Annotated in this window: 11 protein-coding genes; 3 read left to right on the forward strand and 8 right to left on the reverse strand. The window is 32.9% G+C overall.

Going from position 1 to position 16,601, the window contains the following annotated elements; genetic code table 11:
- Positions 1 to 137 precede the first annotated feature (137 nt).
- The 3 genes from ASD98_RS13160 to ASD98_RS13170 all read right to left on the reverse strand — a co-directional run bounded on the left by ASD98_RS13160 (position 138) and on the right by ASD98_RS13170 (position 4,528).
- Entirely contained in the window at positions 138 to 419 is a 282-nt protein-coding gene (locus ASD98_RS13160) for a hypothetical protein (protein WP_056205397.1), read from the reverse strand.
- A gap of 261 nt (positions 420 to 680) precedes the next feature.
- Positions 681 to 2,036: a sigma-54 dependent transcriptional regulator gene (locus tag ASD98_RS13165; protein WP_056205399.1), complete on the reverse strand. Its 1,356-nt coding sequence runs from the start codon at positions 2,034 to 2,036 to the stop codon at positions 681 to 683.
- 50 nt (positions 2,037 to 2,086) lie between these two features.
- Positions 2,087 to 4,528 (reverse strand): sensor histidine kinase, encoded by a 2,442-nt coding sequence (locus tag ASD98_RS13170; RefSeq protein WP_056205401.1) that lies wholly within the window; start codon positions 4,526 to 4,528, stop codon positions 2,087 to 2,089.
- A gap of 208 nt (positions 4,529 to 4,736) precedes the next feature.
- Here ASD98_RS13170 and ASD98_RS13175 point away from each other — a divergent pair, with 208 nt between their 5' ends.
- Positions 4,737 to 6,710: a sigma 54-interacting response regulator gene (locus ASD98_RS13175; protein WP_056205402.1), complete on the forward strand. Its 1,974-nt coding sequence runs from the start codon at positions 4,737 to 4,739 to the stop codon at positions 6,708 to 6,710.
- Here ASD98_RS13175 and ASD98_RS13180 read toward each other — a convergent pair.
- Entirely contained in the window at positions 6,707 to 7,492 is a 786-nt protein-coding gene (locus ASD98_RS13180) for an alpha/beta hydrolase (RefSeq protein ID WP_242412110.1), read from the reverse strand. The genes ASD98_RS13175 and ASD98_RS13180 overlap by 4 nt on opposite strands.
- Positions 7,493 to 7,673: 181 nt before the next feature.
- Here ASD98_RS13180 and ASD98_RS13185 point away from each other — a divergent pair, with 181 nt between their 5' ends.
- Complete coding sequence (locus ASD98_RS13185) at positions 7,674 to 8,906, forward strand: polysaccharide deacetylase family protein (RefSeq protein ID WP_056205404.1); 1,233 nt, start codon at positions 7,674 to 7,676, stop codon at positions 8,904 to 8,906.
- 250 nt (positions 8,907 to 9,156) lie between these two features.
- Here the strand turns inward: ASD98_RS13185 and ASD98_RS13190 are convergent, their stop codons facing one another.
- From ASD98_RS13190 to ASD98_RS13205, 4 genes are all read right to left on the reverse strand, one after another.
- On the reverse strand, positions 9,157 to 12,696 hold the full coding sequence (locus ASD98_RS13190; protein WP_056205406.1) for a M1 family aminopeptidase: 3,540 nt from the start codon (positions 12,694 to 12,696) through the stop codon (positions 9,157 to 9,159).
- A 4-nt stretch (positions 12,697 to 12,700) separates the two neighbouring features.
- A complete protein-coding gene (locus ASD98_RS13195; protein ID WP_056205461.1) occupies positions 12,701 to 13,585 on the reverse strand; it encodes an ABC transporter ATP-binding protein in 885 nt (294 codons plus the stop codon).
- A 117-nt stretch (positions 13,586 to 13,702) separates the two neighbouring features.
- On the reverse strand, positions 13,703 to 13,909 hold the full coding sequence (locus ASD98_RS13200; protein ID WP_056205409.1) for a helix-turn-helix transcriptional regulator: 207 nt from the start codon (positions 13,907 to 13,909) through the stop codon (positions 13,703 to 13,705).
- A gap of 2 nt (positions 13,910 to 13,911) precedes the next feature.
- A complete protein-coding gene (locus ASD98_RS13205) occupies positions 13,912 to 14,427 on the reverse strand; it encodes a DUF2975 domain-containing protein (protein ID WP_056205412.1) in 516 nt (171 codons plus the stop codon).
- Between the two features lie 174 nt (positions 14,428 to 14,601).
- On the opposite strand from ASD98_RS13205, the gene ASD98_RS13210 reads away from it, so the two are divergent.
- Positions 14,602 to 15,618 (forward strand): LLM class flavin-dependent oxidoreductase, encoded by a 1,017-nt coding sequence (locus ASD98_RS13210; RefSeq protein ID WP_056205415.1) that lies wholly within the window; start codon positions 14,602 to 14,604, stop codon positions 15,616 to 15,618.
- The last annotated feature ends 983 nt before the right edge of the window (positions 15,619 to 16,601 follow it).

Consider the following 16,601-nt stretch of genomic DNA (forward strand, 5'->3'; position numbering starts at 1 on the left):
GATTTAAAACAAATGGCAAAAAGCAAAACAGCCAATGCGAGTAAAAGAAAAGTGATCATAAGATTATTTTAGAGTTCAGATTTTAGATTTTAGATTGTCATTCGATTTAATGATTTAACAATTAACCGATTAAACTTTTACACACCCGAAGCATTTACCTGCTTGATATATTCCGCTTTAAGCGATTGCGGGAAAAGATGTGAAATGTTGCAGTGACGCACTTCCATAAAAGAAGAAACAGAGAAAACATACACGTTAGAAATGGCGTTTTTAGTTTCGATGCTTCCGCTAATGAATAAGCGCTCAGCAAGTGCCAGGCATTTTTTAGCACGGACAATGTTTCCAGATATAATAGATTTTTTAGTGATCTCGGCAAAGCGTTCGGCTTGTTTGTAGATGGAGGTGACTTGATTTTTCATGAGAATGAATTTTTATGTTCTTTCTCCTTATGCCAAAATATGTTCCGAAAAAGTTGAGGTGAAGCTAAAGTGTTATGAATAAAAGGAATGTAGTTTTGTGCCAAAAAAAAGACATAAAAAAAGCCTATCAAAATGATAAGCTTTTATTGAAATGATAGGTTTATTTAATTGTGAATTGTGAATTGTGAATTGTAAAATGTAATATTCTTTGAGTTGATATTGAAATTTGAAATTGCCATTGATATTGGAATTTGGAATTTTTTAAATTTTGGAATTTTCTATCCCATATTCTTCTAACTTTCTATACAAAGTTGCAATTCCAATTTCTAACAATCTTGCCGTTTCAGCTTTATTTCCTTTTGTATAATTTAAAACCTTTTGGATATGAAGTTTTTCAACACTTTCCATAGAAAAAGCCGAAATTGATTTAGTTGGTTTTTCGGGTTGATGTTGCATTTCATAAGGCAAAACATCTGAAGTTAAAGTATCTCCATTACTCAAAATAACCGATCTTTCGATGATATTTTTAAGTTCCCGAATATTTCCAGGCCAGGAATAATTTTCTAATTTTTGCAGAAAATCATCGGCAATATGTAAAGTTTTTTTATTCGTTTTTTCAGAAAACTGTTTGACGAAATAATGTGCTAAGACTGAAATATCTTTGATTCTTTCACGTAACGAAGGCAATTTAATTTCGAAAATATTCAAACGAAAATACAAATCAGAGCGAAAACGGTGTTCATCACTTTCTGTTTTTAAATCTCGATTGGTAGCGGCAATTAATCTGAAATTTGATTTTTTTGGAGTCGTATCGCCAACCGGAATATATTCGGAAGTTTCTAAAACACGTAATAATTTCGCCTGAAGATCGATTGGCATTTCCCCAATTTCATCCAAAAATAAAGTGCCGCCATTGGCTTCTTCAATAAAACCTTTTTTATCTTTTAAAGCTCCGGTAAAAGCGCCTTGTTTGTGACCAAAAAGTTCGCTTTCCAGAATTTCTTTGCTAAAAGTACTGCAGTTCAAAGCCACAAAAGATTTCCCGACACGATTGCTGTTTTCATGGATGGCCTGTGCAAAAACTTCTTTTCCGGTTCCGGTTTCTCCGGTTAGTAAAACTGTCGAATCGGTTTTGGCTACTTTTTGTGCCAAATCAATTACCTGTTCAATTCCTTTCGATTTTCCAATAATAGTATTGAAAGAATATTTCTTGCCAATACGGTTTTCCAACTGTTGTATTTTTTTCTGCAATTGCACCTTTTCAACCGCTTTATATAGAAGCGGAATAATTTTATCATTATCATCGCCTTTTACGATATAATCAAAAGCGCCATTTTTCATGGCCTGAACACCGTCTGGAATATTTCCAAAAGCAGTTAAAAGAACAACTTCTACTAAAGGAAAGCTTCCTTTTATATTTTGAAGAAAATCAACACCATTTCCGTCGGGCAGTTTCACATCACACAAAACGACATCAATTTCGGTTTGCTCCAGTTTTTTAAAACCTGATTTTAAATCTTTGGCTTCAAAAACTTCAAATCCTTCCGATTTTATAATACGCGCCAGCAGACTTCTCAGTTTTTCTTCGTCGTCTATAATTAAAATTTTGTGTGTCATTTGCAGATAAGCTAAAACCGAATTGGTATTTTGATGTACAAATTTAGGTTTTAAATCACTTTCCTTTTTTGATTCAGCGGAAATTCTTGCGAAAATTCGATTTTCAAAATCGTTCCGTTATTATTTTCGATTGTTAATTTCCCGTCAAGATCATCAGTTAAACCTTTTATTAAGCTCATTCCAAACGAGTTTGTTTTTGTATTGCTGAGGTTTAAATCAAAACCAATTCCGTTATCAGAAATAGTCAATAAATATTCATTTTCAGCTTTCGTTTCAAGCGTTATGTAAATCATTCCGGTTCGATCTTCAGGAAAAGCATATTTGATAGAGTTCGTAATGGCTTCATTTAAGATCAAACCAAGCGGGACGGCGTGCGCAACATCTAATTCCAGCGGATCGACTTTTACTTCAAAACGGATTCTTTGCCCGAGTGAAAAAGATTCTCGTAAATATTCGACTAGTTCCTTAATATAATTGGGCATATTAATTGTCGAAATATTTTCAGAATTGTACAATTTCTGATGAATCAATGACATCGAATGAATTCTGTGCTGACTATTTTTTATGGCCGATAATGCCATATCATTTTCTAAATAAGCCGATTGCGAATTCAACAGACTAATTACGGTTTGAAGATTGTTTTTTACACGATGATGAATTTCCTTCAAAAGCCATTCTTTTTCATCTAATAAATGCTTGAGATTGATGTTTTTCTGATTGATTTCTTTTTCCTTGATTTCAAGTTTGGCGTGATTTCGTTGTTTTAAACGATATCGGTTAAACAATAACGCAATGATAACCAGCAATAAAATTAAACTCCAAATCGATACGCTATTTAAGAGTTTGGATTTTTGCAATTCGCTTTTTTGCAATTTATCCTGATCATTTAAAAGTTTAATTTTTTGCTCTTTATTAGCCGTTTCATACTGAATTTTAAGTTCATCGATTTGTTTGTTTTTGGAAAGACCAAGAGTAGAATCACTAAATTTTTTTACATTCCTGTAATGTTCTAATGCACCAATATAATTGCCATTAAGCGAATCAATTTTATATAAAGAATATTGAAAAATTTCGGAGTTGTAAGTCTTGTTGTTACTTTTACAGAGCGTAAAAACTTTATTGGTGTAATATTTAGCTTTTTGTGCATTATTTGTAAATGAATAAAAATAAGCCATACTTGCGTAGCAATGCACAACTTCTCGAAAGGTTTCAGGTGTATTTAATTGTTGAGCATAGGAATCCATTTCGATAAAGTATTTTTCTGCCAAATCGTATTTTTTTAACGCACCGTAACAATTGGCTGTGGTAAAAGCTACCAACATTTTATCAAAAATACTTTGTGGAGGATAATCTGCGGTTACAGTGTTAATATAAGCAATGGCTTCCTTGTTTTTTTTCTTGGCAGACAAAGCAGCAACCGCACTTAAAAAACTTTTGTACCAAGTACCGGTATTTAGAGTCTGCTGTCCAATTTTAATACTTTTTTTATACAATTCCAGAGCTTCCTCGTTATGCCCATAGGTGTTATATACATCTCCCAGACGCGTGTAAAAAATATCCCCAAAAGTATAATCTTTTTCGGCTTCCATTCTTTTCACACTTTTTAATGCATAATATAGAGCAGTTGGAATATTGTGATGACCTAGTTCAATAAAAGTTATTGTTGTTTCTGCAAATTGCTGATGCGTAAAACCAATCTTTCGTAAATCAACTAAATTTTGGTAGAGTCTTTTTTTGGCTTCGTTTACTTTTCCTGTCCAGAAATAAATAGTAGTAATCTTCATGTAATTCTCTATTCTCTTTTCTTCAAGCTTTAGAGAAGCATAAAGCGAAACAGCTTCTTGCAGTATTTTTTCTTTCTCAGGATCTAAATTAAATAAAAGAGTTCCATAAGCATCTAAAGCTTCGGCAAGAGCTTTTTTCTCATTTTGTTTTCGGCATTTATCTATAACCTGCAAAAATATTTTTTTGCCTTCCGGCTGATTATTGGCCTGATAATAATATTTGCCTAACAACAATGCACTTTGATGCTGCCATTTTTTTATTTTAAGCTGATTACTAAAAGAAACAGCTTTATCAATATACTGTTTTGCGTATTGTAAATCTTGTGGTTTTGTTCCGGGTTTAAAAAGATAAAAATTCCCTAATTGAAGTAATAATTTAATTTGATCTTCTCCTTTTGTTTTAGATAGGATTTTTTGAACCGAATTAATATCTCCTTTTTCGATTAAATCTTTTCCAATTATATATGATCCATCATTAAAACCTTCGTCATAAGCTAGAGAAACAGGAAGTTTATAAGCTTTGCAAGCCACAACTACTGAACTGTCTGCATCTATAGCACCCTGATTGGCATTAAATAAATATATTGAAGAAGATTGAATCAACAGCCTCTTTTTGGGAAGGTCATATTTAGCAACGGCGGGAGATATTTGTGCAAATAATGAATTGGTAATTAACAAAATCAAATAGAAAGTATGCGGTCGTTTCATAATTTGTTAAAAATTAGTTTTTTGGATTGGTTTTAGTAAACAAATATAGAAATAAAGGAGTCTGGTTTTTTTGAAAAATATCAAGAAAATTCACATTAAATCTGTTTTTTTTGATATAAATTTTTCAAAACACTGAAATTACTGATGTTATTTAACTAATTTTATACCAGTAAATTATAAGATTATAATATAAATAATACTACATTTTATGGGAACCTTGTCTGATAAAAGCACCCAATCTGACGAAACCGACTTTCAAAAACAAATATTAATTGTTGAAGACCAATTTATTGAAGCACATGATTTGCAGTTAATCCTGGAAAAAGCAAATTATAAAGTAATCGGAATTGTGCGTTCTGTCGATCAGGCTTTGGATGTAATTCAGACCCAAAAACCAGATTTGGTATTTTTGGATATTATGCTCAAAGGAGATAAAAACGGAATCGAGCTGGCACATATTTTAAAAGAAAAAAATATTGGCTTTATCTTTATTTCCGCAAATTCAAGCAAGAGAATTTTAGATCAGGCCAAAACTACGCATCCGTATGGATTTATTGTAAAACCGTTTAGAGAACAAGATATCCTGACAACTCTGGAAATTGCTTTTTACAGACAAAAATACAGCCTCGAATCTCAGTTAATGCAGCAATTAGAATTAAAAAATGAAATTACTGCGTTAATCAATTCAAACCTAAAACTCGAAGAAGCTTTATTGTCTTTTGCAAAAATCATTCAAACTTTTATTTGCTTTGATTATTTAGAAGTTGGATTTGTAAATGCAGAACAATATTCGAACCTCGGAATCATCCGAAAAAATATCGATCAATATCAAATTATCAGTATACAAAAGCTTTCTCAAATTGCAGATATATCGATAAGAGAATTAAACGAGACCTATGTAAAATCTCAAATAGACATAAAACCAATTATTTACAGCGAAGAATCGCTGATTAATAATTTTCAGGCTGCACCGATAAAAGGAATTATTTCACATAATTTCGGAATCAAATCGTATTTGGTTTTTCCGCTTTCAATTGCAGTTTCACAGCGTTTCTGTTTTACTTTTTACAGCCGTAATTTTAATGTTTATTCTGATGAAAATCTAAAATTATTGTCAGATCTTGAAAATACATTTTCGCAACTTATTTCTCATTTTTATTCGCCTGCTGCAGTAATTATAGAGCCAAAAGAAATTTCTGTAAAAAAAGAAAAAATCGAAAACATAAAATCTGGCTTTGAAGGGATAATTGGCAATAGTTCTCAAATGGTAACGGTTTTTAATTACATTAAGAAAGTAGCACCATCAGACACATCGGTTTTAATTTTAGGCGAAAGCGGCACAGGAAAAGAAAAAATTGCTAAAAGCATTCACGATTTATCGCCAAGAAAAGATAAACCATTAATTATTATAAATTGTGGTGCAATTCCTGAAAACCTTGCAGAATCACTACTTTTTGGACATGAAAAAGGGGCTTTTACCGGCGCTTTAGAAAAACGAATCGGGAAATTTGAATTGGCAAATGGCGGAACAATTTTTCTGGATGAAATAGGAGAGATGCCGTTAGAACTTCAGGTAAAATTACTGCGTGTTTTACAAGAACGTGAAATAGAGCGTGTAGGTGGATTGATGCCGATAAAAATTGATGTTCGTATTATTGCAGCAACCAATAAAAATCTGGAAGAAGAAGTCGCGGCAGGACGTTTTAGAATGGATTTGTATTACCGGCTTCATGTTTTTCCCATTTTGGTTCCGTCACTAAAAAAACGAAAAGAAGATATTCCCGAATTGGCAGATCATTTTATAAAAATATATAGTGAAAGAACAAATAGAAAAGCCCCGGCACTTTCTGAAAATGCCTTACAGCAAATAATAAATTACGATTGGCCGGGAAATATTAGAGAACTCGAGCATCTTATACAGCGTACATTATTGCTTATAGATGGAAATACAATTAAAACAATTGAATTTTCGCCTTCATCAAAAATGCATCCACAGCAAAATACCGATTCATTTTCGATTAAAACCATTTTAGAAAATGAACGGGATTACATTTTGTACATTCTGAAAAAATGCAACGGTAAAATCTCAGGCGCCGGTGGTGCTGCCGAAATTTTAGATATCCATCCTTCAACATTAAATTCAAAAATCAAGAAATTAGAAATAAAAAGAGAAATTAGTTAAGTGACTTTTTCAATCCATTTTGAAATGAATTCGGCAGTTTCTTCCCATTTTGGCTGGAGTATAATAAAATGATTTCTGTTTTTGAATTCTTTATAACAAGTTATAGAATACAGGTTTTTATGTTTTTTGAAATTTCGGTAAACTAATTTCGGAGGAATAATTTGGTCTTCAGAAGAAGAAATAAAAAGGAGCGGAACATGTTTTCTCCTGAAGTTGATTTTAGCGTTTTTTGAAAATAAATTTCGCAAAGCTCTTTTAGATTCAAGAATAATGTATTTGTCATATTCCATTTTTTGTTTTTGACTTGATACAGTATTGAAAAATGTGTTTTTCCAATTTTCAAACGGTAAGAGGAAAGTCTTTTTAGAAGAAAAAATTACACAGGAAAAACGTAAAATAATTTCATAAAATGAAAGTTTTAAAGTTGTAAAACCTTTTGGAGGAAAAGGATTAATGCAGATTCCAGCCTCAGCCAAATCTTGCTGAACAAGCAGTTGCACTAAAAGTCCGCCGTAAGAATGACCAACTAAAATAGGTCTCTCCGGAAGTTTTTCAATGATTTCGGTATAATAACACAAAAGATCAAATAAACGAATCGATCCAATTTTTACACAAGGACTTTTATCTCTTAAATTTTTAACCGAATCATTTTTATGAATCCATGGAGGCGCTACAACTTTGTATCCTTTATTTTCAAAAAAAGAAAGCCATTCTTCCCAATAAAAATGACTCACAAAAGCTCCCGAAATAAACACAATTGTTTTTGTATTAGAAAGATACATAGCAGGATTTTTTTAGATTATATCTTGAAATACAATCTATATGCCTATTTGCAAAGTATTGATTATAAGGGATGTTTTACTGTTTTTACTTAATTCAGAATTATTATATTTCGTTAAATACTTTTAATGTGTTGAAATATCATTTTTTGATATCTTTAGAATCTCTAATTCTAACCTTAAAATGAAAATACCACATTCCCGAATAAAATCATTTTTATTCACTTTCGTTCTTCTAATTAATTCGGTTTCTTTTTGTTTTGGAAATGATTTTAATACTAAAACAGATTCCTCAAAAACGAAAACCATTTCCTTTAAAATCAAATTAAAATCAGATAATAAAGTCAAAATAAAACCAGCTGCTTTAAAATTCAATAAACATTTTGCTTATAGTTTTACACTCGACGATGGATATCGATCTGCTTATTTAACGGCATTTCCATTATTGAATGGCGGAAAAATCAGTAATCCAGATAAAAACGAATGGAAAATTGATCAGGGTGGAGATGGAACAACTTCAAAAGGTCTTTTTTATTCAGACGGATTCGGAAATAAAATTCCGTTTAAATTGGCTTTGGCAATTAACGGCGGAGCAATTCATGAGTTAACAACAAATCGCGGACATCTTTCATGGTCGGAAATTAAAGAAATGTACAATGCCGGTTGGGATATTTTGAATCACGGTTTTCACCACGCAACCAAACACGGCACAAATTATTTGACAGAAGTAACTGAAAATACAACTTCGATAAAACAAAATCTTGATTTTACGATGTCGCATTTTGTAGTTCCCGGCGGAGAAGGTGATGAGAAATATTATCTGGAATATGAAAAAGAGGCACTTAATAACGGACATTTTTCTGTAGCATCTTATTATGGTGTTGGCCCCGTTTTTAAAGTAGATTCAAAAATGAATTTAGATCAAATGATTTCTGCCAGAACTTTTGTGCAAAGTTCAAAAGATACTACCAGTTTTAAAACTATGGATCGTTATTTAAAAACTATAGATTCAATTGTAAAACAACCCAATACAATTTGGTTTAACGAATTTACGCACGGAACCGGAAATACAAATCTGTGGAATTTAAGCATTCGTTTTCCGGACTTTAAATATTACATGACAACACTAGCAAACAAATATGGTGTAAAAGGAAACGATTCCATCTGGATGGCACCCTGGCAGGAAGTTTACGAATACATTTGGTTAAGAGACAGAATTAAAGTCGATTATAAACAGAAAAATAAAGAAGTTGAAGTCATAATTACTTTGCCTGAAATTCCAGAAACATTTAGATATCAGGATATTTCATTAACAATTGATACTTCTACAAAATTTGAAATAGAATCCAATAAAGATTTAAAAATCAAAGACGACGGAAAAACAACTCACAAACAGATTTTCATTCAACTGAAATAAAAGTTTTTTACCACAGATTCAAAGGATTAAAATGATTTTTTTGCCACGAATTCACGAATTTCTCTAATTCCTATTTTTGACTGATTTTTATTTCAAACATAGCCCGTGGTTTCAACCACGGGTACACAATGTCTAATTACACCCAATTCGTAACGTTTCCCGCGGTTGAAACCGCGAGCTATATTTTGAGCATTTGCGAAAAACTAAAATTAAAAATTAGTGGAAATTCGTGGAATTCGTGGCAAAAAAACTAATCAATCTCCTTCTCGTTGTCTTTTATAAAAGTATCAATATTCATTAAATATGGATCAATAATAATGCATTGAGGTTTTGTTTTGAGTTTGATTTTACCTTCAACTTTATTGCTTTTTATGGTAAAAGGATAGCGAAATAATTTTCCGTTTTCATCATAAATTCCAATATCTATTGTCTGATCGTTTGCGATTTGTTTTCTTTCTCCACTTGCATTTTCCTGATATTTTTGAGAAACGGCTTTAAAAGAAACTTCATAAAAACCATTCTTTTTAGTACTGCTAACGGATTCTATTTTTGATGAATAGGTAATGATCTGCTTAAACATTTCATTTAATTTAGAATACAATTTTTTATCCGTTACAGCATAAAGTTCTTTTAATAAATCTTCAGAATCAGGAAACGGATTTGGATATTTATAATGATTCAGAAAGTTTTTCAAAGCCAGATTTACTTTTGCTTCGCCAATTAACATTCGCAATTGATGCATCACCAGCATTCCTTTATCATAAGGTAAATGCGGCGTATCGTAATTCGTTTTATACAAAGGCGTTTCAGGATCGTAACTTCGGCTGCTTAAATATAAATCAAGATGAATTTTTAAAGTTTCAAGCGCTTTTTCCAAACCATGTTCTTTTTCATAAAGCATCAGCTCGGTATATTGCGCCAGAGTTTCGGTCAAAATCCAGCTGCCTTCTTTTTGTTCCGGATTGATTTGCGCATTTCCCCACCATTCGTGCGACATTTCATGAGCGGTTAATTGATTGATAACATCTTCTTTATCTTTATTGGTAAGATCGCTGTAAAATCCAAAATTCTCTTTCATAAAAACCGTCGATGGATATGAAGTCGCTGCAAATCCATCGGCGAAAGCAGAAACTTCGGCATAACGAATCGTTTTATAGGGATATTTTCCAAAATTACTTTGACAATAATCTAAAGTGTTTTTTACATCCCGAATCAATTTTTTAATGTTTCTCGAATGTCTTCTATCATAAAAAACTTCAATCGAGATGCCTTTATAATTTGTTTTTTGGATTTGATATTCTGCGGAAGCGAAAGCAAATCGAAACGGAATTTTACCGTTAGATTTATAATGAAAATAATTGCGGTTGTCTTTTTTCCAATTCTCAATTAAATCTCCAACACCAATCGCAGTTTGATTTTCTGAAGTTGAAACCACGACATCATAATCAACAAAATCATATTTACTTTCTGATTTGTCTTCCAGTTTTTTAAGAGGCGTCTGCGGCTTCAAATGTCTTTTCGCACGTTCTTTTTTACTGCTGATTTCATTCGATTCCTGATAACCAAAAAGTGGAAAGTACCGGCTTATGCGCATAAAAGATCCATTTTCGATTATCGAATTAAACGCCGTATGTCCTTTAAATGGTGACCAGGACGACTCAAATGAAAAGTTCATCTTCATTTTCTGTTGAGGTTCTATAGGTTTTTCCAATCGATACCAATAATGGTGAAATGCCGAAACATCGCTCAGGTTTTTAGAATTTGGAATTTCAAGCGAAGTTAGTTTTGAATTTCGATCTATATATAGTAGTAAACTATCAATTGGTTTTTCGGAGTTATTGATTAATTCATAAGTGCCTTTTACTTCATAACGATTTTCCTCAGGAAATAAATCGACTTTACTTTTTAGGGAAACAATTGTGGGTTGCGCCAGATTTGTATATTTTTTGAATTGACTTTCATATTTTTCGCTCCAGTTATTCTGATCGTCTTCCGTCAAATACGGATATTCAATATTGGTTTTATAAAATAGATAACTTCCGAATCCAATAAAAAGAATAACTCCGAAAGAAAAAGTTTTTTTTTGAAAGCCATTAAATGAATTTCTTCGAAAGGTTTTTACGATCGAAGCATTTCGTTTCCATAAAAGTCCAGTCAAAGTCAGCAGAATTAAAGCCAATCCAAAATTGTACAACATCGAAATATGGAAAGGGAAAGTATATTTTCCGAAACCATTCAAATCAAAATATTCGGTTTTAAAAGCATTTGCAAATCGTAATAATGGATGCGAAATTCCCAATTGCTCTCCAATTCCGGTACAAAACAAAATGCAGACAAAAGCAGCAACCGCAAGTCCGACATATTTATTTTTAATAAAAGTCTGAATCGCAATTATCAAAATCGAAATCAGCAAAAGCGGAAATCCGAGATAATAAAACAAAGAAAGATAAAGACCAATTTCGATTGGAGCATTGGTATTGACAATCTGAAATCCGCATCCAATCAAAATACTAATACTAATAATGAGTAACGGAATTATAAAAAGTGCCGTCAATTTTGCCAATAAAACTGCAAATTGAGAATAAGGCGCAGTATTTTCAAGCATTTCAAATCTCGAATTTTCGCTTCGGTTTAATAATTCACTGCTGTAAAATAGCAGAATCAAAATCAGGATAAAAGGCAGACGATCCATTATGGTTGTAATCATCAAAGCCGTGTCGGTAATTTTTTCTGCCAATCGAATGCCGCCGTCAATTTCATCCGAAATCTCAATCATTAATAATCCCGAAAATAAAAGAACAATCAACAAAAATGGAATTCCTTTTAAAACCAAAAAAATATCCATTTTAATATTGCTTTTAAAAACAGCAAAATTATGTTTGAAAGTTTTGAATTCGATTTTTTTTGGAATTTCCAAAGTCAGCACTTTTACTTCTTTTGAAATAATTCTAGGCGTTTTTACCTTTTTTGTTTTTGTTTTTCTGAAGGAAAATAATCGATACGAAGCAAAAAGTAAAAGCAGAGAAACCAAAATCCACAAAATTCGGTTGAATAAAAAGTTACCCGAAAGAGAAACTAGTTCGGTGTTTTTTTCAATCGCAGTCCAATATCTCGTCTGTTCTAAAAACGCTGCCAAACCAAACGGATCTATTTTTGCTGCCAAAGACATGGCTTTCGCCGAAGAGGGAGAAGCATTGGCAAATAGTGGCGAATTCGAAAAAATGGAACCTGCTATATATAAGATGTAAATTAGCAAACCGCCAACATAAATGAAGAGTTTACTTCGCGTAAGCCACGCCAAAGCGGTCAGGATAGAAAGACACAAGAAAATATTCGGAATCACAACGATCAAATACGGCCACACATAATTGATAATTTCAAAAGGTCCAAGCTCACTTTTTTGTAGCCATGACATTTGATGCCCAACGATCATTCCAATAATATACATTCCAAAAGAAACTACAGCAATTGCAAATGCGGTAATAAATTTACTAGACAAATAATGAAACTTAGAAATAGGAGAGGAGAAAATAATCGAATCAAATTTCGTTTCATATTCCTTTAAAAAACTTTGTGCTGCCTGAAGCGTAATCGAAAATATCGTCATCAGCGAAATCAGGCCAATAGCATACATAAGTACATACGGACTATTTTTATAAGCGCCCGAAAAAGAGAAGTTCGCAAAAGCACTCACAAAAAATCCTAAGATCAGATAAATAATAAATGTTGCATAAAAAGTCCAGCTTCTAGAATTGTTATGCCATTCAAATTGAATTAATTTAGAGAGCATAATCTTAATTTTTAAATTGACTTTGATTTAAAACACTAAAATAAACATCACTCAAATCTGGCGATATCAATTCAAAACCAGAATCTGGTCGTTCATCTGAGAAAACATGAATATTGATTTTTCCTGAATTTAAGTTTGACGAAATGATATTGAAGTTCGATTTGTGATCGTTCAATTCATTTTTCTGAATCGCTTTCATCCAGATTTTATCTTTCAGAGAATCGATTGCTTCGTTAGGTCTTCCTTCCAAAATCAGTTTTCCGCTAGAAATGATCGCCATTTTTGGACATAAATCGCGAACGTCTTCTACAATATGCGTTGAAAGAACAACAATAATGTTTTCGCCAATTTCACTCAGCAAATTATTAAATCGGTTTCTTTCTTCCGGATCAAGTCCCGCAGTCGGTTCGTCTACAATAATAATCTTCGGATTTCCTAATAAAGCCTGAGCAATTCCAAACCTTTGGCGCATACCGCCAGAAAAAGAATGAACCGCCTTGTCTTTATGTTGTAACAAATTGGTCTGCTGCAATAAATACAAGATTTGATCGTGGCGTTCCTTTTTATTGATAATTCCTTTTAAAACTGCCAAATGATCCAGAAGTCGATAAGCAGAAATTTTAGGATAAACACCAAATTCCTGTGGCAGATAACCCAGATTTTGCCTGATGAACATTGGGTTTTCCAGAATATTAATTCCGTTAAATTCAATACTTCCAGAAGTGGGTTCCTGCAAAGCGGCAATAGTCCGCATTAAACTCGACTTTCCGGCGCCATTTGGACCTAATAAACCAAACATTCCGTTTGTAATTTCAAGCGATAAATGGTCAATCGCTTTTGTACCGTTCTCGTAGGTTTTACTGAGATTTTTGATGGATAAACTGTTCATTTTTTGATTGATTTTGATGATTGAATTAAATATTGATTTGAAAAATTTAGGCAATAGAATACCTGTCGGCTTCAAAAACCGATTGATTATGTTTAGAAATTATGATTTAAGAGAAAGCTATTCGGCCGTATATTCTAAAATATCGCCAGGCTGGCAGTCCAATATTTTACAAATAGCTTCGAGCGTGTCAAATCGAATTCCTTTTGCTTTTCCAGTTTTGAGAATCGATAAATTGGCAGGCGTAATATCTAATTTTTCTGCCAACTCTTTACTCTGCATCTTGCGTTTGGCAAGCATTACATCAACATTTACAATTATTGGCATAGTTATATAAATAAGTCTTGTTCGTTCTGAAGGTTTAAACCTTGTTTAAAAATAGCAGCTAAAAAGTAAGCGAAAACACCAAGCATTCCGTGCAATAAAATAAAAAGTGAAACTTCATTATCCAGCGGAACAAAAAAGAAAGCCACAAATATCACACTACCTGGAATTAATAAATTCGATAAATAAAAACGCCTTAAATGCGAAATTCCGTTTGAAGTAAACAATTTAGGCTGATAGAAAACTTTAAAAACATTACTGCTCAACAAAAAGAAAAGTCCGTACAAGCTCAGTGGAGCCAAAAAGTCAAAAAGAATATAGGGCAAATTGTAATCACCAAGCATTAAAGGATGAGAAGTAAAAGGATAACAAACCTGAAAATATTTTCCGTTGTCCTTAAAAGTCAAAAACAACCCTGTAATTAATGTAAAAACAGAATATGCGGCCAAAGAGAAATAAACAACAGCCAAAAATCGGGTAAAGTAAAATAGTATTCTAGATACAATATGAGTGGTCTTCATAAACTGAAAAGTTAAATTGATATTGCAAATGTATAATTAATTATCGTAAAACAATAATTAATTATCAAAAATTGGATTTTTAAGCTGTTTTAAGAATATTATAATTCTATTAACATTAGAAAACAAAAGGCATCCATATAAATGAGTTAATTTTGTATACTAGCATTTTTTTATATGAAAAACCCAATTTCAGTCTCCTTATTAGAGCTCGCTATCATCACTCAGGATAGTAATGCCACAGAAACATTTCAAAAAACAAAAGACATAGCGCAATTAGCAGATACCATAGGATACAAGCGATTTTGGCTGGCAGAACATCACAATATGGCACATGTTGCCAGTACAGCAACCGTTGTTTTAATTGGCTATGTGGCGAGTCAGACAAAAAACATCCGCGTAGGTTCTGGGGGAATCATGCTTCCGAACCATTCTCCTTTGGTTGTTGCCGAACAATTCGGAACCCTTGAAACACTTTATCCCAACCGAATCGATTTAGGTTTAGGAAGAGCTCCGGGAACAGATCAGCCAACCGCCGAAGCAATCCGAAAAGACTTTTTTGAGCAGGCACAGCGTTTTCCGCAAAACGTAAGCAAACTTCAAGAGTATTTTTCTGCCGAAAATGAAACAGGAAAAGTTCGTGCCTTTCCAGCCGAAGGCCTAAAAGTTCCAATCTGGATTTTAGGTTCAAGCATGGACAGCGCCGCTTTAGCAGCAGCTTACGGATTACCTTATGCATTTGCCGGACACTTTGCGCCAAAGTTGATGATTCAGGCATTTGAATTTTACCGCGAAAATTTCCAGCCTTCAGAATATTTAGATAAACCCAAAACAATGGCTTGTGTGAATATCATTGCTGCAGACACAAACGAAGAAGCAGAACTATTGTCTACAAGTTTGTATCAAATGTTCCTAAATTTAATTAGAAACGACCGCAAAGGTTTGCAACCTCCAGTTCCGTCATTAGACGATATTATGAATGAAACCGAACGTTTCCACGTAAACCAAATGACAGCCGGAACCTTCACAGGAAACAAGGAACAATTAATAGTCGATTTGAAAAAGTTCATTAACTACGCAAGAATCGACGAACTTATGGTAACAAGCCCAATCTTCGATCATCAGGCAAAACTAAAAAGTATTCAAATCACAAAAGAAGCAATCGACAGTTTAAATGAAAGTATACATATATAAGTATACATATATATATAAGAGTAGATTTGATGGACACAACCCGACAGTTTTTTAAAACCTGTCGGGTTTGTTTTTTATACAATATATATAAGTATAAAATGATACTATAATATATAAGAGTAAAACATTTGTCAGNATAACGATGAACGGGTTCTGTATCTACAATTACGCCGTCCATAATCTTTGTTATTATTGCAAGTTTAGCTTTGGCAGGAATTACTTTTATTCCGGGTGTAAAAACACATTTATTGATTGATGGACACAACCCGACAGTTTTTTAAAACCTGTCGGGTTTGTTTTTTATACAATATATATAAGTATAAAATGATACTATAATATATAAGAGTAAAACATTTGTCAGGCAGAGCGATTTGTACTCGAGCGAATGCGAACAGGCGAAGCAATTTAAAAGATTTGGAATTTGTTTTTAATAAGGAGCTATTCCCGCTATGCGTTCCAATCTTTTATTTTGAACCCCAAAATAAAAGGATTTCCACTTCTATCGGGGCTAGGGCCTCGGTTTCCAGAAGAATTCCAAAAAACAATAGAGGCCTCCAGAAGAAAAAAGAAGGAAAAAAACAAAAACTTTGTGCCTCAGCGTCTCTGCGAGATTAAAAAAAACACAGAGAAACCCAGACTTTGCGTCTTAGTGCCTTTGCGGCAGAACCAGGTAAAGCAGGGCAAACCAGCTAAAATCCCCAATAACTGCAAAACGATGAAAAAACTTTGCGTTGTAAAAAACGCATAACCAGCGACTTATAAAAAAGAATAAAAATAGTTTATAAAAAGGCTTGTAAATGTAAATAAAGGTGCTACTTTTGCACCCGCAACACCGAAAGACGTTCACTGAAATACTGACAGGCTTACTGATAAAAAGGAAAAAATTTTTTCAAAAAAAGATTAGAAAAAGCTTGTGAGATTTGAAAATGCTTTTTACATTTGCACCCCGCAAAACAGGGAAAGTTCATTGAGAGATTGGGAGG

Origin of the sequence: Flavobacterium sp. Root186, from assembly GCF_001428525.1 — a bacterium.
GTDB lineage: Bacteria > Bacteroidota > Bacteroidia > Flavobacteriales > Flavobacteriaceae > Flavobacterium.

What these genes read in the sequence shown, in the direction of transcription:
- ASD98_RS13160 (WP_056205397.1), bottom strand. Translation starts at nt 419, where the DNA reads ATGAAAAATCAAGTCACCTCCATCTACAAACAAGCCGAACGCTTTGCC.
- ASD98_RS13165 (WP_056205399.1), bottom strand. Translation starts at nt 2,036, where the DNA reads ATGACACACAAAATTTTAATTATAGACGACGAAGAAAAACTGAGAAGT.
- ASD98_RS13170 (WP_056205401.1), bottom strand. Translation starts at nt 4,528, where the DNA reads ATGAAACGACCGCATACTTTCTATTTGATTTTGTTAATTACCAATTCA.
- ASD98_RS13175 (WP_056205402.1), top strand. Translation starts at nt 4,737, where the DNA reads ATGGGAACCTTGTCTGATAAAAGCACCCAATCTGACGAAACCGACTTT.
- ASD98_RS13180 (WP_242412110.1), bottom strand. Translation starts at nt 7,492, where the DNA reads ATGTATCTTTCTAATACAAAAACAATTGTGTTTATTTCGGGAGCTTTT.
- ASD98_RS13185 (WP_056205404.1), top strand. Translation starts at nt 7,674, where the DNA reads ATGAAAATACCACATTCCCGAATAAAATCATTTTTATTCACTTTCGTT.
- ASD98_RS13190 (WP_056205406.1), bottom strand. Translation starts at nt 12,696, where the DNA reads ATGCTCTCTAAATTAATTCAATTTGAATGGCATAACAATTCTAGAAGC.
- ASD98_RS13195 (WP_056205461.1), bottom strand. Translation starts at nt 13,585, where the DNA reads ATGAACAGTTTATCCATCAAAAATCTCAGTAAAACCTACGAGAACGGT.
- ASD98_RS13200 (WP_056205409.1), bottom strand. Translation starts at nt 13,909, where the DNA reads ATGCCAATAATTGTAAATGTTGATGTAATGCTTGCCAAACGCAAGATG.
- ASD98_RS13205 (WP_056205412.1), bottom strand. Translation starts at nt 14,427, where the DNA reads ATGAAGACCACTCATATTGTATCTAGAATACTATTTTACTTTACCCGA.
- ASD98_RS13210 (WP_056205415.1), top strand. Translation starts at nt 14,602, where the DNA reads ATGAAAAACCCAATTTCAGTCTCCTTATTAGAGCTCGCTATCATCACT.